Raw genomic sequence first — 25,328 nt, forward strand, 5'->3', positions numbered from 1 at the left:
AACCAACTCAAGTATTGATGCTATTAATAATTTCAGAAGGCTTGAGGTAGTTATATGGTATTGGACGAGATTGATTTTTGATTTCTATTTGTCGTTCCACTTCATGCAAATTTTGTTGGAACTGCAAAAGAATTGCCTGAGCCATTGGGTTGGCAAATTCTTCATCATAGTGACCCAATTTGTCGTAATGGAAGGATGTCAAAATATCCGACCACATCACCTGATCAGCAGCTTGCTTAAAAGGTGGAAGCATCTTCATGATAGTCTGCATATCCACACCCTTTGTTTCTGGAACGGGGTAATAGGCTGCATAAGGCATATTGGGTACGAAAGCCATGTATTCGTACTGGGAAAAATTCAAAGCCGAGTGGAGAGGAGCGCAGGTGAAGACGACTACAGTCACAACATGAATGAGTTGCTCTATGGTCTCAATTTTCTCTGGCATCCCCTTGACACAACCACCATCTTGGGCAGCCAATTCTCTCGCCCAATTTTGCAATTCATAATCCTCGCTCAAGTCTTGGGGAGTTTTGTAATAGAGTTGCAAGTATTCAGTCACAAACTTTTTGACCGCATCCCAGAGTAACATCCCGTCGTCCCGGAAAGGATAGTGCGGCAAAATGTCTGGATCATCCATTTTGCGATTCTTCACTTCCGTCGGGAAGACAGCATTGTCTAAACTCCATTCTTCGTAGGCTTTGGCAACGAAACCAAGAGACTCCTGCAACGTACCTGCCATAAACTCATCAACCGGACCTCCTGCTTGTAAAAAGTGAGTACGTCCCAAATCGTTATCATAGAGCATGAATCGGAAGTGGGGTTTCAGAAGTAAGGCGAGGGGATGGTTTTCTCCCAACTGTCGAGCAGTGACAATTGCAAATGGAGCCATGACTGCATGAGTACGTGCAAAATGGCTACCCAATTCCTGATGGTTGGCATCAGCAATTTGTACGCAGGTTTTTGCCAAAAACCAATCTAAATGGGGGTCATCTGGTGTGTAAATCAGGCTATCTCCACCAGTATCATTATGGATCTGAATGGCGATAGGCACCAGAGAACCACTATTTTTATTGCCATTGCTTTGCCAGTAAAATAGAGCCTGCGGCTTGGGAAGGTACTTTTTAATGTTCTGGTAGGTACCGCCTTTAATGTCAAATAGCAAAGGATAATCTAATAAATAGAGTTTGCCTTCTTTGAGTGCCGCCTCCAAATTGTGTTCTGCACCTACAGCTTTTTGAAAGTGGTCGTTTGTCACAGGGAATTTTTCTGGTAGCTCGTCAATCCTGTGCATTGCCATCGGGTTTGCCCCAGAGAGTCTTTGCTCGGCGAAACACGAATCTGTTTTGTAATTTTTTATGACAGAGGGCTTTGGTAATATCGACAACAGGGCTTCATATTCTTCCAATTCATCCAGTGGATCGAAGAAATTTCTGGCTTTGGCAGCAAGCATATTGGGTACGAGATCCGCCATACTTGCTAAGCGCTTAGCGGTATATTGCGGCGAGAAGAGTTCTTTATGAGGCACCTTATCAAGTATTGGTATGGGAGCCAAATAATTGTGGTCAAATTTGTAGTCTTCTCGGTTTTGTTCCAGCCAATTTCTCCGAGCTTCAGGATTTGGGTCATGTTGGGGTAAGTAGGGTTTCATGGTAATCTCTATGTTAAGATAGTAAACTTTTTGACTGAAAAAGTCGTTTCGGTACACAACTCCCTATGTCTGTACCGAAGTAGCTACTGGACTTTTTAGTAAAAACCGTGCCTGATGCTAGGGTTGATGAAATGCAGGCGTTTCTATGTTCACAACATTGGAGATTTCTTGAACCACTTTGTCACTAGAGAAGTAGCTGCCATGGGCCTCACCGCCATGCAGCAGGGCGAAAACTGATTGTGCAGTCACAGATTCAAGCAATCCTGATTCATGCGTCATCAGATCTTGAATATCTAAGTATTTTGTCTGACCGTCCACTAGGTTGGTTATCACTTCTTTAAGTGGGTATGCGATCGGATCGCCAGCATGAATGTAATTCCTCCAAGGTAGCTTCTTTCCATTTCGCCTCGCGTGCAGGGACTCCAGTAGCTTCTGTAGTTGGGGTGTAATGTCGTGAGTGCTGGGTGAATCGGGACCATCTCTACCTGGTATTACATTAGTCAGGGTGAAGATTGCAACAGGTGAACCCATAGTGTGAATACTGCTAATTTGAACGCCCTGATGCGGATTAGGATCTTTCCCAGACAAGCCATAGATACAATCGCGAATTGCCATAACAGCATCATGACCAGGTACTTCCGGATTGTCCCAGCGACCAGCAAACAATATGTCAAATAGGATCACAGTTCCCCAACTGTGTGTCACTAAGTGCAGGCGGTCATCTGACTGAGAATTGTTTAACCCATCTGTCTGTTTCTTGAGCTCTTTAACAACCTTGGAGCCTACCTGACGGCTAATGTAGAGTGCAGCATCTCCAGCAAACTGGAGAAGTTGCTGTTCGCGAAATGCTTTAAACCAGATATGTTCCCAAAAGGGTGATGCTTGGAGTTGTTTGAGGAGATTTTCCTCTGCTTCTTTATTAACATCACCCCAGTAGAGAGCTATCTTTTTGAGTTCTCGTTCGTTATTAGAGGCACTTTCTTGGAGGCGTTGGAAAAGTTGATCGGCATATTGAGGTTGTTCACGCCTATCGCGGGTATTCACGCCGTGTATGAACAGAATATAATCAGTAGCCATTGCAGCACCCTTTTATAATGTTTTCAAGTATTCGATTAATGCTTTTTTGTCGTCACCAGACAATTCAGTTCCATAAATATGTCCCTGATTTGAATTGGCAGTAACGGTCGTATCGTATTTAAAACCAACACGTTCAGCTTCGGAACCCTCAGAAACGAAGCCCACTTTTTCTGGATTGTAGACATCGTATCCCCGGTAGAAAACTTTGGGACGATTTTCTGGTTTTTCTAACAAGTCTTGTACCGATGGCACTGAACCGTTATGTAGATATGGGGCTCTTAACCAAAGTCCATCGAGAGACACAGATAGATAGCCATTTGTCTTACGCAGGTTGTCAAAGTCCCAGGAGTAGCCTTCAGCAAAGTTGTTGTAAGTCTCTGCAGCTTGTTGCGTCCACATATCTAAGCGGTGACGGTCAGTTCCCACCTCTTCCACAGGAATTACTGTTCCTGTCCTTTCGCCACCAAAAGCGTGACAAGATGCACAGGTGTTGGCAAAAACTTGACTTCCTTTTTCTGTCAATTTCTCATCGACAGCAAAGGGATATTTGGGAGGCGCAAGTTGTGTAATAAAACCTTCTACCCGTTGCAAATCAGCTACAGGAAGTGACTTTTTAGTCGCACCGTCACCAATTGCGCCAGTGTTAACAGTTTCCGTCAATGAAGTTTCTAAACCATCCCAATGCAGCGCAAAGTTTTTGTGCATTTTTTGATTCCATATTGGCATCATATCGGAGTTGCCAATTGTGTCATCTTTGGGTAATTTTAAGGTGTTGAATTTGACGGGGTTAAATGGATCGATGCGACCAGGACCCCAGTTGGGACGAGAATCCATCCAATCAAAGTCTTCTTTTTGTTGCACCAGTGCTTTTCTAGTTTGAGGAATAATGAGATAGCGATAAAGCAGTTTCTCCAACCAGGAAAACTCATGGTTATATTTGATTTCGTCAAGGATATAATCTGCTGTAAATCTGGAGTCACTAGCAGCATCACCTAAAAAGCGAATATAGCCTTGAAGGTTAAATTTACTCGAAGGACCAGCGGCAACTATTGTTGGTTTATCTTTTTGTGTTTTTCGATATGTAGCAGAGTGGCAAACAGCACAAGTTATACCGACACGCGGAAAGCCAATTGTTTTTTTGGTAAAGCCAACTGGCGTTTCTTTACCTTCCTCCCATGTTATTCCCAGGGAAGTATAGCCACCCGCTCCTGGCAGTTTGTCGGGAAAGATTCGCGGCAACACTAGCCAAATCCAATAAGGTACACCTTGCGGCTGTTCTGTACCGATAGAACCGTATTTAAAGTGTTCTTCGGCTGACTCGTAATATGTGGGAACTTCTCGGAAAAGGTTGTACCATCCAACATAGACAACCCCTCCAACTAAAAGCAGAACAATGAGAACAACACTTGTGATAATTCTGCTTAATTTATCTTTGAATATGTTCATAGCATTCTCTTACTTCTTAGCAATGGTATGACTTAGATCAATTGCTTTACGGGTTCCTCAGCAATTGAGTTTTGATTTCGCATGGCAAGAGTCAGAAGAATTGCCTCAATGAATCCGAAGAACAAGTCTACAAAGGCAATAGAAAGGAATCCCTTATCTTGACCAAACAAAAATACCGCAGCCATGAAAAATGTTGCGCCAAAAGTTCGCGAGGGAAATATTGAAATCCAGGCGCTTGCTTGGTATCGATACGGATCAATTGCACCAGGGATGTAAAAAACACTGATGATAAACAATAGCATCCCAGCAGCCCGAACCCAAATGATGGGGAAAGGTATGTGCATCCCAAGCAACGAGAGGAATTGCTCTGGAAAGAAGCAAGATGGAATGACAAAAAACATATTAGCGATAATGCCGAGCCAAGTCACTCGACTAAACCATTGAGCGTAAGTATTCATGCCTTTTACCTTCGTGACAAATTTCAAAGCTTTTTCATGTACTCGACCAGAGCATCTTTGTCTTCTGGGGAAAGTTCAGTTCCGTACAAGTGACCGCTGTTACTATTCCCAGGTACTGTAGTGTCGAACTTAAAGTATTTCTTGTCGTTTTCCTCAGAAACATTGGAGACGAAGCCCACTTTTTCCTTGTCGAAAACGTCGTAACCTCGATAAAATTCCTTTGGTCTTTTCTCTGGAACTTCAAGTAAATCTCGTAGAGTTGGCACTGAGCCATTGTGCAGATAAGGTGCGCGTAACCAGATGCCATCTAGTGGCACGTTGGCATAGCCATTCGTCTTGCGGAAATGTGAGAAACGCCACGGATAACTTGCATAAAGGGTATTTTGGTTAGACAGCATTTCATAGGTATATGAGTCGAGGCGATGCGGATCTGTACCAATTTCTTGTATTGGTACGACTTTTCCTGTTTGTGAGCCACCAAAAACGTGGCAGCTAGCACAATTATTTTGAAAAAGCTGCTCTCCCTTCACAGCTTTAGTTTCGTTAACCTCGTAGGGATAGACTGGTGGTGGTAGTTCCCAAAGCCAATCTGCAACTCGCTGAATTCTCGGCAAATCGATGCTTGTTTGTGTGACGCCAGCACCTAATGCCGCACTCTTATTACGTTCATCAACTGACGTGTTATCGCCATCCCAGTGCAACTGCAATCCCTCGCGGGCTTTTTGATTCCAGACTGAGGGCAAATCAGTAGTGCCAATCAGTTCATCCTCCCGCAATTTATCCATCGGGAAATGGAATTGAAGCGCTTTATAAGGATTAAAAGTATCCACTCTTCCTGGACCCCATTCAGGATTATTTTTGAGGAACGAAAGTCGGCTCCCTTGAATAATCAGCGCGTCTCTGGTTTGGGGTATCGCCAAGAAGCGATAAATTAATTTTTGGATCGGGTTAAGACCGCCACTTATCTTTTCAATTTCTGGTAGCATCCGGTTAGCAGTAAATCGCTCATCCGTAGCTACTGCTGATATGAAATTGATGTATCCCTCTAGGTTAAGCACGTTAGCAGGCATTGTTGTGATCACTTCACGTTTGCTGTTTGGTGTCTCACGCAGTGTGCCTGTATGACAAACAGCACAATTCAAACCAACGCGGTCAATAAATACTCGGCGCTTGGAAAAACCAATTGGCAAATCTTTCCCCTGCTCTTCAATAAATCCCAGTGAGGTATAACCTTTACCAGGTAATTTATCCGGAAAGACTTCTGGCAGAACTTTCCAGATCCAGTAGGGAACGCCATTTACCGGTTCGCTACCAATTGAACCATACTTAAAGTGGTCTTCAATGTTGGCATAATCAACTGGGGAGTTGGATAAAATAGGCCAAAGGAACAAGATAGCTACTGCGACAACTCCCACAATGACAACCCAAATACGCTTGAAAATTGCTTTGGGCGGCGTCGGGAGTAGGGTTTGGCTTGTTTGTTCGGTCATGCGAATGTGACTTGTTATATTGTCGAGATTATTTGCAAGTGATGTCTGACAAATTTATGTAGAGATGTAACATGGTACGTCTCTACTATGCATCTACGCTATCCAAGTGGTACGGAAGTCTTAGAGGATTCTTGCTGCTCAAGGTGAGTTGGGTGAAACACTGACATGACTTCTCTCATCATCTCTTCGTAGTCGCCATCGAACCTTGACAGTTCATAGCAACCAAAAGGATTTTCCATGACATTGAGCAGGCATTTGTTGCAATAAGTGCAGGGTTTGTCTGGAAGGTCTTTTCCTGCAGCAAAATCGTGAACCAAGTTGTTGTTAGCAACCAAAGGACGAGCAATTGTCACTCCATCGCAATACGCTTCATTAATTGCCTTACGAATGTAAGAAGCTTGCTGAAAACCACCAGTGCATAAAACGGGGATATTGACGTGCTTTTTGATTTCACGAGATACAACCAGATTTATTCCTTGATTAGCCTCTAATAGCTTCCTCATTTCTTCATCTTTTACCTCGTTACCGCTAAACGGCTGCGGAGGTAAATCCTTTTTCACCCGGTTCCATAAAAAGGCGAAAATTGGTCTTAACAGCCAGTATCGAAACAAGAGATAGTTACGGAATGTGTAGATGCCACTAGACAGCATCGTGTCATAGGTTTTCCTGATAATTTCAAAGCGAAAATCGCCGATTGGATTGAGTGGATGAGGAAACAAACTCCCGGTTGACACATGCACGGCATCGACTCCAGCCTCTTGTGCCCACTGACAAATCTGGATAGAGTCTGCGAGCGTATTCCCTGGTTTCTCCCAAAAAGTTACGGCGTTGTTATAGTCGATCGCACTAATTTTGAATTGTAAGTGAAAATCGTTTCCCACTTCCTTGCGGATTGCCCTGATCACATCTAGCAAAAATCGCGCTCGATTCTCTAAAGAGCCGCCATATTCGTCTTGGCGATCATTAATACCTGAGCTAAGAAATTGTGTAAATAAATACCCGTTTGCGCTGTGCAATTCAATACCATCCAACCCTGCTTCACGGACACGTCTAGCACCATCAGCAAAAAGTTGAATCGTGTCTTTAATTTCCTCAAGCGTCATTGCTTGACATCGAAATCCGTGCAATGGCTCAGTCTTGTTTGTGGAACTTAAAGCTTTCAGGTTCTGGTTTTCCACTCCAGCAATATCTTGTTGACGCCCAGAATGGCTCAGTTGCAAAATTAATTTACAGTCATACTCATGGACTTTTTCGCCAACTTTCTGCCAAAAAGGAATACGCTCATCGCAGTCAATCGTGGCGTAATTAGGCATAATTCGCCCCCGAATCGCAACTGGTACAAAAGAAGTAATAATTGCTCCTACACCACCACGAGCAAATTTTTCTTCCCAGTTGATTCGTGCCTGAGTACCTGAACCATCATAGTTATCCCAACGTCCGGAGATACTAGACCGAAAAATACGGTTTTTGACGGTGAGATTACGAAATTTCAGTGGCTCAAAGATAATGTCTGTTTCCATGTTCTATTCTCTTTTATTTTCTGGCTTCTGTAATAGAATCAGGCATCATAATGTCGGCTGCTTTCTGCATGAAACTATTGCTCACCTCTGTAAAAAAAATTCCTATCTATAACATCAAGGTGCAATACTTTTCAAATACGCTCTTTGGATTTCAGCTATTGTGAATTAACTTGGCATGCAGGAAGAAACCAAGATGCTTTACATCATTAGTTTTGACTCTTTTGAATTGAAAATGGGAGAATTGGCAGAATTTTAAATTATTTATCTGCGTTCAGTCAGTAGTCAGGGTACTTGCCTCCAAGAAGTGTTCACTAAATAAGTAGGTGCCAGGGTTTTGAACTTATGCAGTTCCCCTGTAGCTACCGCAGGGCAAACGCATCTTATTTTTGAAATGCCCACTCAAAAGGGGTTTCAGCCATTTGATATTGATGGTTATGAATTTATGTAATCCTTACTGTGTAAGGCATCCAGATTTTAGATGCGTTTGCCCTGGTAGCCACCGTTTGCTTTAAGGCTGTAACCAGCAACTGCATAAGTTAATTGAGAGTACACCTATTACCTGTTAAAGCCAAACGCAATCTGCCTTTTGGCAATTTTGTCTGTTAATCAGGTGAGCCTTCTATGTTAAACGAGTGACCTCGACAGAGGAATTCTTAAAAAAAGTGAATTTTTTTTGGCGTTTCATTCAAAGCGCCTGTGAAAATTCTATCTTCATTAGATTGCCAATCTTTTGTTAAATTTAGGCAGAGTAACTCTGTTTATGCTTCAATTAAATTCGTCAATTATACTTAGCCGGATTTTTTTTCAGTCCGACTTAATCAATAAATATCGCACACCAAGAAAGATAGCAATTTCTCTCTACTATCGACACTTAATATTTACAATATTTTACAAAAAAAACTTGACAAATCTAAAAAAAATAATTTCCTTGCATCGATTTGTGCAGTAAATTCGTATATGATGAGTGTACATTTTGAATTAACAAAAATATCCGAAGACAATTCCGGAAAGTCGTGAATTGATGTTGAAGAATTGGTGGCTCACTGCAAAAGTGAGACACACATAGCAAGGTTTCCGTGTTGCAAAAATAGAATTTTATGAACAAGACACGTCTAATTTGTACGGGCTGTCTGATGCTCCTGACCGTGATTCTGTGCATAGTCTGCGGCTTTTATGGAACACCTACAGCTCTAGCAAGCGAGTATAGTGAAACATCTGTACCTGTGGAGAGCGAATACAATGAAACACCAGGCTCCGAGTACACAAATAACTGTGACGGTATTGGATATCTGCCACCTGACCCAAACCTGACAGAGGCGGAGAATCGCGGTCGTTGCACCTGGTACTTATGGACCGGCGGTAACGATAAGTACTACCGTGATGTAGCGAAAAGAACGCAAGGTGAAGTGGATTTACTGGGGTTGCTTGACAACAATATTGTAGATCGTGACAAGCGGTTCGAGGAGTTTGGCACAGTCAACGATCCTGGATGTGAAAAGGCAACAGAGCCCGATGAGTATGGTTTGTTGTTGGATAAGTGCAAGGACCCGGAGTCAACTGGCATCATCGGGTTGCGTAAGTTCAAGAACCCGAACTTCGACCCTGTAAAATGGGATGTGGAACAGTATAAACAAGACTCACAAATCGAGCCTCCTTACCGAATTGGGCAGTCCTGTGCTATCTGTCACGTAGCCTTTAACCCTCTCAAGCCACCCAAAGACCCAGCACACCCGAAATGGGAAAACTTGGTGCCAGCGCTGGGTAACCAGTACATCAAGGAAAACGCATTATTTGATGCCAAACTCAAGCCAGATGATTTTAGATGGCAAGTGCTTAACACACAAAAACCGGGTACCTCGGACACTTCTCGCATTGCCACGGATCACATCAACAACCCAAATGTGGTTAACGCCATTTTTAATTTGGGCGATCGCCCCAAACACCCAGAGGTGATGAACGATGGTTCAACCCAAGAGGTAAATCACATCCTCAAGGATGGCGCGGACTCTATAGGCGTGGCAAAAGCGTCACTGCGCGTCTACGTCAACATCGGTATGTGCGGCGATTACTGGCTGAGTCTCCATGATGCTGTGTTGGGCAGAAAACCGCAACGACCCTTTGACATCGAAAAGGCGAGAAAGGAGTGCGAAGACTGGAACAACACAGAAGCGCGTATGCCAGATATGGAAGCATTCCTAAAAACTATCGAGCCGATGCATCTAGCCCAAGCGCCTGGAGGTGAAGCATTCCTGACCAAGGACGAGGAGGTTCTCAAACGCGGTAAGATTGTTTTTGCCCAGAGTTGTGCAACCTGTCATTCGAGCAAACAGCCTCCTGCGGAAATCGCTGTTGACCCAGAAAAGGCGAAGCAGTGGTACTTGGAGTCTGTCCTCAGTAGTGATTTCCTCGATCACAACTTCTTGTCTGATGATAAGCGCTACCCAGTCACACTCATTGGCACCAATGCGGGTCGTGCGTTGGCGACAAATGCAACCAAAGGACATATCTGGGAGCAGTTCTCGTCTAAGACGTACAAGGAACTGCCGTCACCAGGCACACTAACCCTGGATAATCCCTTGGACAAAAGCAAACCCATCGAATTTGAGGTGGCTTCTGGCGGTGTGGGATACTACCGCACACCTTCGCTTGTAAGCGTGTGGGCAACAGCACCATTTCTTCACAACAACGCTTTAGGAAAATACAACGAAGATCCATCAGTTGAAGGACGTGTAGATGCCTACAACGATGCGATGGAAAAACTGCTGTGGCCTGACAAACGTGAGGGAATCATCAGCAGAACAACTCAGAAAAGCACGTTCGCGCTTTCTCAGCGGGGAATTATTAAAATTCCCGTTCCTAAAGGGATGCCTGTTAACTTGCTGGCAAACATCAATCCCAGAGAGGCGGTCACAGATCTCAATCTTGTAAACCTGTTCAAGGACTTGAAACCTGAAGGTGGACTTAAGGGTAAGCTTGGACGGGTGCTTTTAAGGGCAAACAAGTCTCCCGACTTTATTGAAGATAAGGGTCATACTTTTGGCTCAGAACTCTCCGATGAAGATAAGAGAGCGCTGATTGAGTTTGTGAAGACTTTCTAAGACAAGTAGTCTGGATGCAGAGCATCCAAAAATTTGTTCCCAGGCTTGGCTTGTGAACCAGAACAAGCCTGGGTTCATCCATCCACCAAGCTAGCGTATGAACAGATGGCACAAAGTCTCTAGGTCGGGTTCACAGCATTTACCAATCATCTTCATTTGTGGATATCAGGACACATAGAAGGGCTTGAGCAAAGGGTTAACGATCCGTTTTATGGATTTATGGGAATGAACTTGTAAATAACGGTAAAAAAGGTTTTTTGTTAAGTCTGTAAACCACCGAGGAAAAGATGAAATGGATCTGGTAGTACTACAAAACTGGTTGGATAATGGGACTTTTTCCGTCCTATTTATCACTATGCTGCTTTATTGGGTAGGGGCAGTATTTAAAGGCATACCTTATTTATCAACGTTATCGACAGCAGGGATGGCGATCGCTAACCTGTGTATTGCAACTTTACTAGGGGCGCGATGGCTAGAAGCAGGTTACTTCCCTTTAAGTAATCTTTATGAATCATTATTTTTCTTGGCTTGGGGCATCACAACTATCCATCTGATTGCCGAAAACAGGAGTGGTAGCCATCTTGTGGGGGTAGTGACGGCACCTGTGGCAATGGGCATTACTGCATTTGCGGCATTAACTTTGCCCGAATCAATGCAGATAGCAGAACCCTTAGTGCCAGCCCTCAAATCCAATTGGCTGATGATGCACGTCAGCGTGATGATGCTCAGTTATGCGGCTTTGATGGTGGGTTCGCTGCTGGCGATCGCCTTTTTAATCGTTACTGGCGGTCAAAATATACAACTACAAGGCAGTTCTGTTGGCACTGGTGGTTACCGCTTGCACAAAACCGGTCAGCTAGTTTCTCAACCACAAGTCGCTGCTGTGGAAAATACCACCGACACTGAAGGTGTTGGTCAAGCATTCCCTCGTTTTGCAAGCGATCATAACGGTAATACCGCAGCTGCGATCGCGGTACTCACTACCCCAATCCAAAAACTTGATTCTGTGGTAGAAGCCAGCAAACCAGCCAAAAGCGCAAATTCTCAACCCCTGTCGCCACAGCGCCTAACCCTTGCCGAAACTCTCGACAATATCAGCTACCGCGTGATTGGGCTGGGTTTTCCCCTGCTGACAATTGGAATTATTGCTGGTGCAGTATGGGCGAACGAAGCTTGGGGTTCTTACTGGAGTTGGGACCCCAAAGAAACTTGGGCTTTCATCACCTGGCTAGTCTTCGCCGCCTATCTCCACGCCCGCATTACTCGTGGTTGGCAAGGACGTCGTCCGGCAATTTTAGCTGCTACAGGCTTTGTTGTGGTGTGGATTTGTTATCTAGGAGTGAATATCTTGGGTAAAGGGCTACATTCTTATGGTTGGTTTTTCTGATCTGGTAGCGATCATATGATCTAGACATCTAGGCAGTTTCTTGAGTTTTTTTGCGAAAATCTCGGCTTTTTTATGTAGTTAGCAATTAGTCATGAGTTACAAATAACTCACGACTTATCTTAGGAGGAAATTTATGAACGGAACATACCAGGGTAATCGACAACAAACCGCTCTTATTACTGGCGCATCTGGTGGAATTGGCTACGAATTGGCTAAATTATTTGCCCATGATGGTTACAATCTGGTGTTAGTCGCCAGAAGCGGACAAAAGCTCGCTGAAATTGCAGATGATTTCAAACAAAAATTTGGTATTGGAGTCAAGGTAATAGCCAAGGATTTATCCATACCAACAGCTCCAGACGAAATTTTCCAACAGCTACAACAAGAAGCCATCAAGGTTGATGTACTGGTGAACAATGCTGGCTTTGCTAGCTATGGATTTTTTCACGAAATTGACCTAGCACCTGAGGTGCAAATGATGCAGGTCAATATGGTGTGTCTCACCCATTTAACAAAGCTCTTCCTCAAAGACATGGTCAAGCAAGGCTTTGGCAGAATATTAAACCTTGCCTCGACTGCTGCCTTTCAACCAGGACCTCTGATGGCAGTTTATTATGCTACTAAAGCCTATGTCTTATCATTTTCGGAAGCGATCGCCAATGAATTAGAGGGTACAGGTGTCACCGTGACTGCTCTTTGTCCAGGACCAACAGAATCTGGTTTTCAACAAAGAGCCGCGATGGAAGACTCAAAGCTGGTCAGCGGTCAAAAGATTATGGATGCCCAAACCGTAGCCCAGATTGGCTATCGCGCCTTATTAGAGGGCAAAACTGTTGTCATTCCTGGTGTGAAAAATAAGATACTAGCTGAAACCGTAAGATTTACACCAAGAAAGCTGGTGACAAAGTTAGTCAGAAGTATGCAGGAAAGCAAAAATTAGGTAGGCGATGTCTCTAAACCAAACTTTGCTACACTAGGGTATCAGTAACGTTTTATTATGGCGTCTTTGTCAATAAGTCATAAGACTTAAAAAGACTCCTAACACGGTGGTGGAAAGCATAATTTTTGGGGGAGCGATTGCGTAATATTTGCACTCATCACTTATTTTTACCGAAGAAGAACGAAGGTGTCACCCCTTCGGGGAAGTCAAAAGTCAAAAGTCACGCATTCAAAAGTGAAGATCCCACGGATGAATCCAGGGGCTTGAATAAAGTTGCTCCGCATTTTTTTATTATCCAGAAATAAATTTCGGGGCTTGTATCCTTTTCTTTTTCGGTCAGTCGTCAGGAGCTCCGTTTGACTTCTGTACGACTGGCGATGGGAGTGAGGGTTTAAAGCCCCTACTTTCAAGTATGGAGGAATAAAATCAGCACTTTACTTGAAACCCCGGAACTAGGGCATGGGGTATTCTGACTTCTGAATTCTGACTTCTGACTCCTTTTCATCTTGTCTTTCCATCTCCATTAACAAAAGCCCAACGACTGATAACTCGTCCTCCGTTTTTCAAGCCTCCTGATAACCATTGTGGTACAAAGCCATAGCCCCCTTCTTCCAATTGTCCTGACTCAATAGTCCAGAATTTTTTACCTTTATTTCCTCCATTGACACGCCATGCAAGGTTAGGAAAATAATAATCTCCTGCTTTCAAGGAGGCTAATTCTGACTTTAATTCAGGGATTGCACTCAAAGAAATTGCTCCCTCATAAATCGTCTGATTACCAGCACGACTAAATTGTATCTTTCCTTCTGCTCCACCTGATGGAGTAGCATTCATTTTCATCAGAGGCGGACTCAGAGTTGCATTGGTTGGATAATATCCCTGATGATTTGTACCAGGAGCACGATATCTCCACAACTCACTGTTATTTCCCGTACTATATGTAGCAAAAAATTCATAATCTACATCTGCAGCCAAAGCCTTTTCATAAAGCAAGTGACCTTTTAGCAAGTCATCAGGATTATTTTTCGTGCAATCGATATTAAGAAATAATCCATCTTTATTATCATCACCTTTAGCGCCATCAACTCTATTTTTTCTGAACCATTCAAAACTGGGATTAAATGGAGGAAATGGAGCATGATTATCGTCTGCAACTTCCCCAGCAAAATACAAGTTATTTGCATCCCATGCTACTTTGAACTTATATGCTCCATCACCCATAGTTGTGGCAATGACATCAGACCAGTCATTCAAATTCCCATCTACATTTATCGTCTTCTTTGGAGCATACGCTGATTGTATTTTCCAGGAACCAGTTTGAGGTGATGATTTTTCATTTATTGATAAAGAGTAGCTAATGTTGTAATTGTTATTGCTATTTGTAGAGAAAGAATTGATTGGAAAGTTGATAATTCTTTGTTCCCCTGGTTGTAAATTTTTAAATTCTATACTATTTGCAGATAACTTCCATCCATTGGGAGGTGTTATTGTTAACTTTCCGCTACGAGGTTGATTGACGACATTTTCAAGTTTTATGTCAATTGTTCTACCTTTTGTAACAGGTCCTGATAAAGATAATGCTGTGACTTTTACTTCCGTTTTTAATTTAAAATTCGCATTTTCCAATATCTGCTTTAACTTGGAAGCTGGCATATCAGCGACTATATATACAACTTCTACTGGATTCAAAGGAATGTTATTCAAATTGTTGATTCTATTTCCTCTGTAATCGTAGGCTTGTATACCTGGTTCATTGATAGACATAGTCCCAGAATACTCATCAGAAGGAAGATTTCCTTTCGCCTGACTACCTCCATTAGGATTCCAGGGATTACCTATATCACCATAAAATGGAGCATTGACAAATACCGCTGCTCTAGCACGCTTATCTGCTGAATAATCGTTTTCAAAAACGATTCCCCACATTGATTTTGAATGAGGAAAGACATCATTTACTATCTTGGTTCCTTCCAAAACCCGAGTCATGGTTTTATATGCATCCTTCGCAGCATTATTGTCTTTGATATCGTGCATTCCATGTCCACTCCAGTTAAACCAAAAAGCTCTTACGGGTCTTTGAGCATAATAACCAGCTAACATATGTAGGAGGTAACTAGAGGGTATTGTACGAGCTACCCATATATCTTTATCTGAGGAGAACATCTCAGTATATGTTCCAAACTCTGTTTGCCACGCTCCTGCCTTACCTTGTGTCTTAGAAAATTTTTGATCTAATTTTAATTGCATCAATGTACCATGGAAGGCACTTGGACTAGGAAAAGCATATGCATGGTTTATAGAGCCATCCACATATCCTATATCATTCCCCTTACCATACATAATATCCCTGCTATAGGCTACAGAACCTCCGCCAATTAAATTAACATTTGGAAAATCAGCTTTTACCTTTTTCCAAATTCGTTTAATCATGTCTCTATATTCTTCAGCAGTACCACCGTTCCATGCCCACTCATCAACCCAAGGTTCATTCCAGTGCTCATAATTAGGCATCAAATCATGAGTAGCCGCTACCCAATCATAAAATTTTTGTATATAAGCATCCATATTTTTTGGAGGTCCTAATTTGTCCTCTTTCCAAGGAGATGGATAAAAAGGAGTTTGTAATGTAGATACCCCATAACCTTTTAAGGTATTTATTCTGTTTCTCAGGATTTTAGGATCGCCATTCCAACGGTCAAATTCCACTTGTATACCACGAACCCATTTGACTCCAAGTTCTTGAGATACTGGTCCGACAATCTTTGGATCACTATAACCAAATTCTAAACCGAAGGGAGAATTGGGAGCTAAACCAGTGTACCTTGGAGGTAATTGTGCATAGCTATAACTTTTTAGACTTAATAATAAGCACAAAAATCCTACAAGTAAACTTTGCCCCAAGTACCTCCACCATAATTTTAAGACGAGTGTTTTTTGTTTTTTCATAGAGATTAAATCTTCACTAAAAGAATAAGTTTTGGCTTACTGATATTTTGTACCAAGAAAAAATTATGTAATTTTATCACTCAATATAAAGCCTAAATCCCTCAATTTAGCGGGAACATTCCAAAAAAGTAATGTAACTTTATCGCGCTGCTTTTTACATAGCCTCGGTTCCTACGGTGAGGTGCAAAATATGAGCTTACGTTATGTGGAAAAACGAACGCGAAACCTAACTCCCCAGCCCTCTTCCCTATAAGGCAATACGGTTCAGTTAAGGATTTTTATGGAATTCGCGTTCTCTGTAAAGACGCGCCATGGCGCGTCTCTACATTGTGGTCGTCATAAGGGTTTTGGTCTTATCTGAACCGTATTGCCCTATAAGGCTATGCGTTACCCGGATCTTTCTTAACAATCTTAAAACCCTTGTCTTATAAGCGTCATAAGGCTTGCATTCTTGCAACCAACTGCGTCAAATAAGTAGCTCGACATGAATAAATGTAGGATGGGAAGCGCGAAGCGTAACCCATGCTGCCCTTTGCGATTGATGCGTTAGCCAAGGAAGACCGCATCCTACAAAAAATTCTATCCACCTACTTACCATGTACACCAGCCTTTCGCCTCAGTCAAGAGATGATGGCGGTTGTCAACAAGATAGAGGCGAAATGTACCGGGGGCGATCGCCCAAGGGGCAGTGGCAAAGCCAATCGCAAAGGTGCCAGTACCGTGCCGCACCGCGAGGGCTCTAGCCTACCTCAAAGAAGCATTGCGTACGTGGAAGCGAGTTCAATCCCCAGAAGCAGTCTTTGTCGCCCCGTGCAAGAACGGCAGAAAAGCTTTTCATTTCAAGCTTTTCATTTCAAGAATAATCTTCATTCACCCCACTCGTAAGAGTAATCTACCGCTTGCCAAAAACCGCAGAAAGCGAATAGAGCAATATATTCTCAATATATTGCATCTTCTGTTTCTCAAATTCTCTACTTCTATTGATAGTGGTAATGGTTTTGCATCAGCGTTTATCTTAGATAATTCTAGTTTCGTTACAGCAACAAAGATTTTTCAATGTGGCTAAAATTTGGCGTAGATGAAGATGGAACACTGGTAAGTATCTCAGATGTTACCAAGGGAAAAACCTCGCTTAAGTGTCCCTATTGCGATTGCAAGCTGACTGCCAAAAAAGGCAAGATAAAAGAACATCATTTTGCCCATGCGGTCGAAACCTGCCGTCCGATATCAACTGGTAATTTTCCAGTTCTACCACTCTATGACAACTTCAACATTCATTTATCAGGTAAAGATTTAAAGCAATTGAAACTACTCTGGCAAGAGTATGGTTCCAAAAATTACTTTATAAGTCCTGACCTAGTTTCTTCTGGTCTAATTCGAGCAGGATTATTACAAAAAAATGTTTTGACTTTTCCACCTGCGTATGAATTCACCAATCTGGGTAAAATTCCTGTTGGAGCACTCTCGTTAATGCTATTTAACGAAGTACAAGAGCCGTTATTACTTAAAAATTTACTCAAGTTAGAGTTAGCCGTAGAACACGCCAAACATAAAAACGCTCCTGATTTGGGCTACAGATTGACAGATTTAAAACTGTATTGCGCTCAACTCAAACGAGTCCTATCCTGCACCCTATATTTTTTAGAAATTCAAACAAACAAAGGGATTTTGTACAAAATTGGAGTCACCCAGCGACCTATTAGAAAACGAGTAGCAGAAGTAGAAATGGATTTAGGAGCGCATTACCAAAGTGTTGATATCAAAGTGCTAGGAACTTGGGAACATCGAGGAAATGTAGAACTGTATTTCAAGCACCGCTATCAAGATTTCAATCACAAGATTGGGAGTTTGACAGAATACTACAAATTTAATACTGAAAATGCCAAAAATGTGCTGAATGACCTACACCAAATGAAGCCCAAAGTACTCGACCAAAATGAAATGGATATTCTTGAGGAGCCTACTACAGCACGGCAGAAATAAAGCTATTCTTCAAAAGAACTCTTGCACTCGTTCAATGTTTTTGAGATTAAACTAAGTAAGTCGGCGCAAATAATCATCACTGGTTTGTAGTAGCGCTTTAGCGCTGTTCGCGCAGCGTGGCGTCAGCCATAGCGCTACTACCAGCCAAATACAGAGATTTTACTTTTCTTTACATAGTTTGGTTTTTTCTTGCCGACTTACTTACAGATGGACTTTGGATAATTGGTAATTCGTCCATTTGTTCAAAAAAATTTTTCAGATCGCTCCGCTCGCAAGAATAAAGAAAAAAGGGTAAAGAGCAAAAGGCTAAAAGTATAAAGGGCTACTGAGTCCACGCAGCAGCACACACAACACGAAAACCGTCGAGGTTGAGCCAGCTGCCCGCAACGAAGTTGCCGCGAGACGCCGAACGGCAGTAATCAGGACTGACGTCCCAACAACCACCACGCAGCAGGCGTAATCGATTATTATCATTTAGCCATGCACTTCCATCTGTGGGTGCTCCTTCATAATTACTATGCCAATGGTCAGCACACCATTCCCAAACATTCCCATGCATATCGTATAGCCCAAAGGCATTCGCTACACCAAAGCTACCTACAGGTGTTGTCTCCTCGCGGTAAATCCCTTTGGGACCTTGACCATAGGAACCTGACCATTTATACTCTTCGTTATCTGTACCTCGATAATTTGCTAAATCAGTTGTGATTGTCTCGCCAAAGTGAAATGGAGTCGTAGTTCCAGCACGACAAGCGTATTCCCATTCAGCTTCACTCGGTAGACGGTAAGGTCTTTTGGTATGTGAGGATAGGCGAGCGCAAAATTCGACAGCATCATGCCAAGAAACTTGCTCAACGGGGCGATTTTCTCCTTTAAATTCAGATGGCTCAGCATCGAGTTCGCTGTTCACTTGTGGAAGAGAGGCTACTGCTTTCCATTGCGCTTGGGTGACAGGATACTTACCCATACAAAAGGGTTTAATGGTTACTAGGTGTTGAGGGCTTTCCGATTCATGGTGCTCAAGTTCATCTTCTGGCGAACCCATGAGAAAAGTGCCCCCAGGAATCAGCACCATCTCTAGTTCAACTCCATCGCCCAAATCTTCTATAAAATATTGCGCTGTCCGCCCTGAACGGTTAATGACTATTTTTGCCATTGATTCTTACCTGCTTGATTGTCCCTCTGTGAATACTTTGTTTGTGATGATTGAGCTATTCCCAAAATATGATATTATTATTGAGGCATCGCACTCATTCACTAAAAAGAACTTTCCCTCTTGCCACCGCTCCGAAAAACCTATGCAGAACTAGGTAAGACTAGGTAAATCTGTACAAAGTCGGAGCGTGCAGTCTAAGCCATTTATGGCTACGTTCGATTGGTCATGACACCTACAAATGAACGCCAGTTTGTAGCACTGTCGAAGGCAGTTAAGGAATTAGCAAACAGGTTTATAGCTATAGTGCTGTCTTCCTAACAAGCCATTTGAACATTGACGAGGCAAACATTACCCGCAAGGGTTGGCAGAATATGCCGCGTCTATCTATGCAGAGCCATAATTCTGCATAGATCTACACAGAAATTAAGTTACAGTTCCTAGCCCTAGCAGTTTAGTGAGCCAGTATGACTTGATATAAAAAAAATCCGGCTCGCTCCGCTCGCAAGAATAAAGAAAAAAGGGTAAAGGGCAAAAGAGTAAAAGTATAAAGGGCTACTCAGTCCTCCCAACCCCACAGGCGACACGAAAACCAACATTGCTGTTGATGAAGTCGCGCTCCGCCCTAACGTTGAGGTTGCGGGACGCGGAACGGCAGTACCTAGGATAGTTGAGCCAGGAACCGCCCCGCAGAACGGAAAACTTATAATCATTATCATTATTTATCCACGCGCTTCCGTCTGTGGGCGCTCCTTCGTAATTACTATGCCAATGGTCGGCACACCATTCGAAGACGTTCCCGTGCATATCATATAGCCCAAAGGCATTCGCTACACCAAAGCTGCCTATAGCCGTTGTTTCTGCACGATAAACCCCTTTGACACCAGCACCGTATGTGTGGTCAGCATTATAGTTTGCCAACTCAGATGTAATTGTCTCACCAAAGTGAAATGGAGTCGTCGTACCCGCACGACAAGCATACTCCCATTCGGCTTCACTCGGTAAACGGTAGGGTTTACCAGTGTATTGAGACAGGCGATCGCAAAACTCAACAGCATCATACCACGAAACTTCCTCAACAGGGCGATTTTCTCCTTTAAAATGAGATGGATTAGCGTCAAGTTCGCGATTCACTTGTGGGAGAGAGGCTACTGCTTGCCATTGTGCTTGAGTTACAGGATTCTTGCCTAGAAAGAAAGATTTAATCGTGACTGTATGCTGAGGGCTTTCCGCTTCACGGCGCTCAGGTTCATCTTCTGGTGATCCCATCACAAAGCTTCCAGAAGGAATGGCTACCATCTTTAGCTGCACTCCATTCCCTAAGTCTTCGATAAACTCCTGAGCTTGCTGACGATGACGATGAATGGTTAAATGAGGACGAGCAGCCCATTGCTGGAGGACATTTTGCAGATTTCTTTTGGTAACTTTTTCACCAATTACTTCTGATAAAACTTCCCAGAGCTTGAGAGCAACATTGCTTAGATGACGTGCAGAATTTTTTGTTGATGCTGCTGCAATTTGCTCGTAGGTTTGATTGGCGAATGTTCCCTGTAGTATCAACCGTTCAGTATCGTCCAGATGTTTTCCTGTTTTCGTAAAAACCATCTCATCCACAATTTCGGGAAAACTATCTGTACTGATTTGAGCAGATTGATTAACTTCTATAAGTGCGACTTCAAATTCAAAAGGTTGCAGGTTGAAATCCGGTTCGATAGTGATAGTTGCGACTTCAAATTCAAAGGTTTGCGGGGGTGGAAGTTGAGGAAATATGGATTTTCCTGGAGTCTGAGGTGGCAGTAAGCGCTGTTCTAAATCAGCTGCATGACGGGCATACTTACCTCCCTGACGCTTGAGAACTTCTATGGCAACCCCAGCAAACGGTCGAGTGCGCTCTGCCAAGGCTAAATTAGATTGGGGTTCTTGCAAGATAGCAATGAAGTCATCAAGTGATTTTTTCAAGCGCTGCTCGATCCACTTGGACAGAACACTGAACGTATCGGGTGCTGGTGTAGAGTCTAATAAAATCCCACGAATTCCTTCATCGTAAAACTTATACTCGATTTCATCAGGATTCGTATCTGCTCCAATGGGAGTTGCCAACCGGAACAGCCCACTGAGTAATACCTCTGCTACGTGTAATTGCTGCGATTGGCGTAGCATAGCATCCTGAATTATTCGGATGATCGGCAAACTGATAACTGGGCACGCAGCTAACAGTCCAGCCAAGCGGCGAGCCATTGGGGAAGAGAAAACGCGAAAGCGTTGCACTCGTTCCTCCGAAGACAGAGCCACGTTCTGCTCCACAATCTCTGCAAAAGACGTTTGCTCTCGAGGTGAGAAGAGTAAGCCGGGTGCTCCCGTATTCCCTTTTCCTGCAACCATTTGGCTCCAGAGACTTGTAACAGGAGGTTCTAGGGTTAGCACGGGAACTTTAATGTCCGTAGAGGTGGTTTTACGCCAGCGATCGCGTCGGACAACTGACAACTTTTGGTTTGCCATTCCGGGAGCCAGACTGTGGAACCGGACTTTGGGAACCTGAGATAGGGCTGTTCTCTCCCATAACCACTCTGGCAACATTTGCACCAAAGCCATTGGACCATGTTCTGCCCAAACTTTCAATGCAGTCGTTACAGTACCGGATTGCCATAAGCTGGAAATGCAATCACTGACAACTAATATCAGTCGCCGTCGTGTTGGATCGATCAGTTCTTGGGGACTGCGAGGCGCTTGATGATTAACTCTTGCTCCCAGTTTAGGATGTAAATATAGTTGCCCGTCAGAATTCACATCCAAACTCCAGGTTCGGACATCTCGAAAAGCTCCCGTCTGCGCTAACAACCGCCGCAGTTCAATGACATGGCGTTGCCAGATCAGCATTGAAGGACTGCCATCGACAACGAGAGCTAACTCAAACCAGGGTTCCTGCTTTGGTTTGCGTTGAGGCAACCAAAGCTTTGTTTCTGCAATGCATTGAACTGTCGCCTGTTCATCCAATATCCATGAAGTTTGAGAAGGAACTCGCTGCATCAGAGGACGGAGCGATCGCAGTAGTGCTCGTGAGTTGCGTAGGGCTGTTGCATTCGGAACTGGAAAAGGAAGTGACTCTTGAGCCGGAGAAGATTGAGAAGGAGACTGGGAGGGACGTGAATACAGGGGAGCAGTGGTATTGGGTTGAGAAGGAGTCGGTGAAACTAAAGGCTGAGAACTGTCAGATTGATCGCTGTGCAAATCTTTGACATAACTTGAATCTAAAACAGATGCAGAAATAGAAGTCAGCTGCTCTTTGTCTGATACAGTTGTTGTTGATTGCCACTGCAAGAGTGCCAGCCAAAGAATGTCTGTAATTTCCTCTGCTGTCAGATCTAGCTTTTGTGCCAGCACAGCAATTATGTCTTCCATTAGCGGTTTGGCTCCGCATTACTGAGTGAAGTGAACAGTAAAGCTTTGAGTTCTTGAGTCTCTGCATTATGAGTTCGCAGAAAAACGGCATTGAGGAGTTGATCGGTTGCTAGATTCACGGCTTCGCGATCGCGCTTGTTCGCAAATTCAGCAATTAAATCGGTAACCTGCTGTGCGATTTCTTCACCCAAATGAGCTTTGACAATGGTTTTAAGCTCTTCCTCGGTAGCTTTGGGCATTTTCACTTGCAAACAGCGTCGTAAGAATGCAGGCGGAAAATCCCGTTCATCATTGCTCGTCATTACAATAAGTGGGAATGATTGGCACAGAACCTTACCACCGTCCAGGGGAAAATTCAGGTCATCATCGGCAGTGCCAACTTCTACAGAGCGCTGGCCCCGTTTGGCAAGGCGTTTGAGTATTGGAATTTCAAACTCTCCCTCTTCCAGTAAGTTTAGCAGGTCATTGGGTAAATTGATATCGCTTTTATCAATCTCATCAATCAGCAAAACTCGTGGGTAGGGCGTAGGCAGGAAAGCAGTTCCCAATGGTCCCAATCGAATGAATTCACCAATATCGCTAGATGCATCTTGGTTTTGTTGGGAAGATTTGCTTGTTTGCTGCTCCTGCTGAGTTGCAGCTTCTTGTTGAATCGCCTGTAGCCGTCCCAAAGCATCATACTGGTACAAACCCTCTTCCAAAGTAGAGCGTGTAGTGATGGGCCACTTTAGCACAGGTCCTAATTGTAATTCGTAGGCGATCGCATATGCCAGCGAAGTTTTTCCAGTCCCCGGTCTTCCAGTGACTAGGAGGGGACGGCGCAGATAAAGAGCAGCATTAACTGCATCAATAATCTGTTCCTGTTGCGAGTGCAAGCGGAAGGTTTGCCCTCGCCTTTTATCGCGGGAGGAATCAGAAGAGGAATTAGAAGAGGAATCAGAAGCGGATTTAGAGGAGGAATCAGAAGCGGATTTAGAGAAGGGAATAGCGTCTTGGAGTTGTTTCCAGTAATTAAGGGCGCTTGGATCTGGCTTCTTGGGGTCAATTGCGTGTCGAAACTGTCGCCAAGGTGGGGGTGATGGCAGTTTCTTGATTCTATCACTCTGCTCACCATTTCCTAGAAAAATTCGCCAGTCCCGCTTTTTACTACTCATGCACTCATTCCCCAAAGTTGATTTTCGTGTAAAAACCGCCACATCTGTCTCAACCGTTGTGGTTCATCATATAGAATTGCCAAATGATGTCCACAATGCTGTTTATTAGTCGTTGTAGCTTTTTTTCGTATTTCCTTAACCTCTTCCAATAGCTGACTTTCGTTGAGGAGCGTTTCTGAGACTAACAGCAGATCCATTTTTGAGCTTACATCAGGTAAGTTGCATTGTCGCGACCACAAGACAATTGGTGTTCCTGCTTTCAGAATAGACTGAAATAAATTAGTTAGAGTAGTTGAGTTATCCGATGTTTTGCAGGTTGGCATAACGCAGGTCAGTTTTAGAGCAAGTTGTTTCTCATATTCCAGGCGTTGAGCTAATACCTCCCAATCACATTCAATCAAACAATTTAAATGTTCAATTTTTTCTTGAATTTCTGCCTTAGTTGGGTTACTATTCATAAACTTTTCTGTCTTCTTCCATTGGTTGTCCAATTGGCTAAAGGAATAATAGTCATCTAGTCGATCAAGCGATCGCAACACAACTTGATGCTTTTTCCCAATTGGAACGCGGTTGTTTGATCGTGGCATAAGAGAAACTTGCCATTCATCGACAGCTTCCGCCAAATGCTCCCAGGGCAAGAAGAATTCGATAGTTAAATTAGACGAACAGTCTATTTTTCTTACCTCATTACCTAACTTAGTCTCTGCCTGATGTACCCACTCGTTCAAGTTCTCTTCCACTGATTTCAAGTCATAGTACTGTCCAGGTTCTAAACCATGCAGGGGAATCATCTGACACTGAGTAGAATCGTCTAGCTGAACAGTTTCAATGCTGATGAACCTATCAACCTGGAGAGGAGAACTTTGATTTTCCGTCTGAAGTGCATTATTTGCTATACGTACGACAATCACCAAGTAACCTCGAAGCGCCACGATTTGTTTCTGTATAGTATGAGGATGACTTGGTGTCTGATAGTTATGATATTGCTTAACTTCCTGCAACCAATTAGAGAGATCATTATTTTTATAATTTATTGACTGTTGTTTTAAAGTATATTGGAGACAGTCCATAAACTTAATAATGTAGGGGATACCATCTGGCTTTTGAGGATAATCTTTGAGTAACAGACCTAGTACAATTAGCCATTTCACCGCATGCGCTAGTTCTTGGTTCTCCATATCCTTTAATTCTTGAGAGCGATGATCTGATATGTCGGGGATGATTTGATCACAACAGTCCTTAATAATTTCAAAGTCTTGAAAATCTTTAATAATATTAATTAGCGATGTTAAACTTTTAGGTTCTAATAAATCATTATCGACATCATCAAATAAGACAGAAAGCAATTCTGTAACACATTCTCTTAATTTTGGATTGCGTGGATTCCTTTTAGAAGCTCCAATAACAAATTTTCTGATATCTCCTTTTTGTTCAGCAATTTTAATAATATTAGAAACTGTTAGCTCATACGTTTTTCCTTCAGGAATAGCACTGGGTTGCCAATCTAACTCATCTTCAAGCATTAGTTGAAGATCTTCCTTATTTGGGTAAGCAAGTATAAGAGCTTCACGTAGAGTTTTACGTTGAAAGTTTGTTAATCCCATAAGTTGACATAGCAGCCGATAGTTC

The 25,328-nt window shown here is 43.1% G+C and carries 16 protein-coding genes; 5 read left to right on the top strand and 11 right to left on the bottom strand.

From position 1 onward, the window contains the following. Positions 1-7 precede the first annotated feature (7 nt). The 6 genes from AACT52_RS13445 to AACT52_RS13470 form a co-directional block, all read right to left on the bottom strand. On the bottom strand, positions 8-1,648 hold the full coding sequence (locus AACT52_RS13445) for a lipoxygenase family protein (RefSeq protein WP_073631249.1): 1,641 nt from the start codon (positions 1,646-1,648) through the stop codon (positions 8-10). 117 nt (positions 1,649-1,765) lie between these two features. Next, a complete protein-coding gene (locus AACT52_RS13450) occupies positions 1,766-2,725 on the bottom strand; it encodes a hypothetical protein (RefSeq protein WP_073631252.1) in 960 nt (319 codons plus the stop codon). Between the two features lie 12 nt (positions 2,726-2,737). Further along, on the bottom strand, positions 2,738-4,171 hold the full coding sequence (locus AACT52_RS13455; RefSeq protein ID WP_073631254.1) for a c-type cytochrome: 1,434 nt from the start codon (positions 4,169-4,171) through the stop codon (positions 2,738-2,740). A 32-nt stretch (positions 4,172-4,203) separates the two neighbouring features. Further along, positions 4,204-4,629, bottom strand: a complete 426-nt coding sequence (locus AACT52_RS13460) for a hypothetical protein (protein ID WP_073631256.1) — start codon at positions 4,627-4,629, stop codon at positions 4,204-4,206. A gap of 23 nt (positions 4,630-4,652) precedes the next feature. Further along, entirely contained in the window at positions 4,653-6,119 is a 1,467-nt protein-coding gene (locus AACT52_RS13465; protein ID WP_073631258.1) for a c-type cytochrome, read from the bottom strand. A 98-nt stretch (positions 6,120-6,217) separates the two neighbouring features. Beyond that, complete coding sequence (locus tag AACT52_RS13470; protein ID WP_073631260.1) at positions 6,218-7,639, bottom strand: NADH:flavin oxidoreductase; 1,422 nt, start codon at positions 7,637-7,639, stop codon at positions 6,218-6,220. 1,097 nt (positions 7,640-8,736) lie between these two features. Between AACT52_RS13470 and AACT52_RS13475 the strand changes: the two genes are divergently transcribed. The 3 genes from AACT52_RS13475 (at position 8,737) to AACT52_RS13485 (ending at position 13,064) form a co-directional block, all read left to right on the top strand. Further along, positions 8,737-10,737, top strand: coding sequence for a hypothetical protein (locus AACT52_RS13475; RefSeq protein ID WP_073631262.1), 2,001 nt, complete (start codon positions 8,737-8,739; stop codon positions 10,735-10,737). Positions 10,738-11,029: 292 nt separating this feature from the next. Next, positions 11,030-12,124, top strand: a complete 1,095-nt coding sequence (ccsB, locus tag AACT52_RS13480; RefSeq protein WP_073631264.1) for a c-type cytochrome biogenesis protein CcsB — start codon at positions 11,030-11,032, stop codon at positions 12,122-12,124. Positions 12,125-12,257: 133 nt separating this feature from the next. Next, positions 12,258-13,064 carry an SDR family NAD(P)-dependent oxidoreductase gene (locus AACT52_RS13485; RefSeq protein ID WP_073631266.1) on the top strand — a complete coding sequence of 269 codons (807 nt, stop codon included), beginning with the start codon at positions 12,258-12,260 and terminating at the stop codon, positions 13,062-13,064. Between the two features lie 501 nt (positions 13,065-13,565). On the opposite strand, the gene AACT52_RS13490 is transcribed toward AACT52_RS13485, so the two are convergent. Further along, complete coding sequence (locus AACT52_RS13490) at positions 13,566-16,010, bottom strand: hypothetical protein (RefSeq protein WP_073631268.1); 2,445 nt, start codon at positions 16,008-16,010, stop codon at positions 13,566-13,568. A gap of 522 nt (positions 16,011-16,532) precedes the next feature. Between AACT52_RS13490 and AACT52_RS13495 the strand changes: the two genes are divergently transcribed. Together AACT52_RS13495 and AACT52_RS13500 are read left to right on the top strand one after the other, a co-directional pair. Further along, positions 16,533-16,895 carry a hypothetical protein gene (locus AACT52_RS13495; protein WP_158054630.1) on the top strand — a complete coding sequence of 121 codons (363 nt, stop codon included), beginning with the start codon at positions 16,533-16,535 and terminating at the stop codon, positions 16,893-16,895. A gap of 171 nt (positions 16,896-17,066) precedes the next feature. Continuing rightward, positions 17,067-17,993 carry a GIY-YIG nuclease family protein gene (locus tag AACT52_RS13500; RefSeq protein WP_073631272.1) on the top strand — a complete coding sequence of 309 codons (927 nt, stop codon included), beginning with the start codon at positions 17,067-17,069 and terminating at the stop codon, positions 17,991-17,993. Between the two features lie 322 nt (positions 17,994-18,315). Here AACT52_RS13500 and AACT52_RS13505 read toward each other — a convergent pair whose 3' ends face one another. The 4 genes from AACT52_RS13505 to AACT52_RS13520 form a co-directional block, all read right to left on the bottom strand. After that, on the bottom strand, positions 18,316-19,149 hold the full coding sequence (locus AACT52_RS13505; RefSeq protein WP_073631274.1) for a formylglycine-generating enzyme family protein: 834 nt from the start codon (positions 19,147-19,149) through the stop codon (positions 18,316-18,318). 552 nt (positions 19,150-19,701) lie between these two features. Next, entirely contained in the window at positions 19,702-22,545 is a 2,844-nt protein-coding gene (locus AACT52_RS13510; RefSeq protein ID WP_073631276.1) for a formylglycine-generating enzyme family protein, read from the bottom strand. Continuing rightward, complete coding sequence (locus AACT52_RS13515) at positions 22,545-23,699, bottom strand: AAA family ATPase (RefSeq protein WP_073631278.1); 1,155 nt, start codon at positions 23,697-23,699, stop codon at positions 22,545-22,547. Before AACT52_RS13515 ends, AACT52_RS13510 begins: the two co-directional genes overlap by 1 nt. Next, on the bottom strand, positions 23,696-25,303 hold the full coding sequence (locus tag AACT52_RS13520; protein ID WP_073631280.1) for a VMAP-C domain-containing protein: 1,608 nt from the start codon (positions 25,301-25,303) through the stop codon (positions 23,696-23,698). The genes AACT52_RS13515 and AACT52_RS13520 overlap by 4 nt, the downstream gene beginning before the upstream one ends. Positions 25,304-25,328: the final 25 nt, after the last annotated feature.

The sequence above is a fragment of the Scytonema sp. HK-05 genome (genome assembly GCF_963872035.1).
Taxonomy (GTDB): Bacteria; Cyanobacteriota; Cyanobacteriia; order Cyanobacteriales; family Nostocaceae; genus Kalymmatonema.

Excerpts from the sequence above, each read along its gene's own strand:
- ccsB (WP_073631264.1), top strand. The coding sequence starts at position 11,030 with ATGGATCTGGTAGTACTACAAAACTGGTTGGATAATGGGACTTTTTCC.
- AACT52_RS13485 (WP_073631266.1), top strand. The coding sequence starts at position 12,258 with ATGAACGGAACATACCAGGGTAATCGACAACAAACCGCTCTTATTACT.
- AACT52_RS13455 (WP_073631254.1), bottom strand. The coding sequence starts at position 4,171 with ATGAACATATTCAAAGATAAATTAAGCAGAATTATCACAAGTGTTGTT.
- AACT52_RS13475 (WP_073631262.1), top strand. The coding sequence starts at position 8,737 with ATGAACAAGACACGTCTAATTTGTACGGGCTGTCTGATGCTCCTGACC.
- AACT52_RS13500 (WP_073631272.1), top strand. The coding sequence starts at position 17,067 with ATGTGGCTAAAATTTGGCGTAGATGAAGATGGAACACTGGTAAGTATC.
- AACT52_RS13460 (WP_073631256.1), bottom strand. The coding sequence starts at position 4,629 with ATGAATACTTACGCTCAATGGTTTAGTCGAGTGACTTGGCTCGGCATT.
- AACT52_RS13445 (WP_073631249.1), bottom strand. The coding sequence starts at position 1,648 with ATGAAACCCTACTTACCCCAACATGACCCAAATCCTGAAGCTCGGAGA.
- AACT52_RS13510 (WP_073631276.1), bottom strand. The coding sequence starts at position 22,545 with ATGGAAGACATAATTGCTGTGCTGGCACAAAAGCTAGATCTGACAGCA.
- AACT52_RS13505 (WP_073631274.1), bottom strand. The coding sequence starts at position 19,149 with ATGGCAAAAATAGTCATTAACCGTTCAGGGCGGACAGCGCAATATTTT.
- AACT52_RS13495 (WP_158054630.1), top strand. The coding sequence starts at position 16,533 with ATGCTGCCCTTTGCGATTGATGCGTTAGCCAAGGAAGACCGCATCCTA.
- AACT52_RS13515 (WP_073631278.1), bottom strand. The coding sequence starts at position 23,699 with ATGAGTAGTAAAAAGCGGGACTGGCGAATTTTTCTAGGAAATGGTGAG.
- AACT52_RS13470 (WP_073631260.1), bottom strand. The coding sequence starts at position 7,639 with ATGGAAACAGACATTATCTTTGAGCCACTGAAATTTCGTAATCTCACC.
- AACT52_RS13520 (WP_073631280.1), bottom strand. The coding sequence starts at position 25,303 with ATGGGATTAACAAACTTTCAACGTAAAACTCTACGTGAAGCTCTTATA.
- AACT52_RS13465 (WP_073631258.1), bottom strand. The coding sequence starts at position 6,119 with ATGACCGAACAAACAAGCCAAACCCTACTCCCGACGCCGCCCAAAGCA.
- AACT52_RS13450 (WP_073631252.1), bottom strand. The coding sequence starts at position 2,725 with ATGGCTACTGATTATATTCTGTTCATACACGGCGTGAATACCCGCGAT.
- AACT52_RS13490 (WP_073631268.1), bottom strand. The coding sequence starts at position 16,010 with ATGAAAAAACAAAAAACACTCGTCTTAAAATTATGGTGGAGGTACTTG.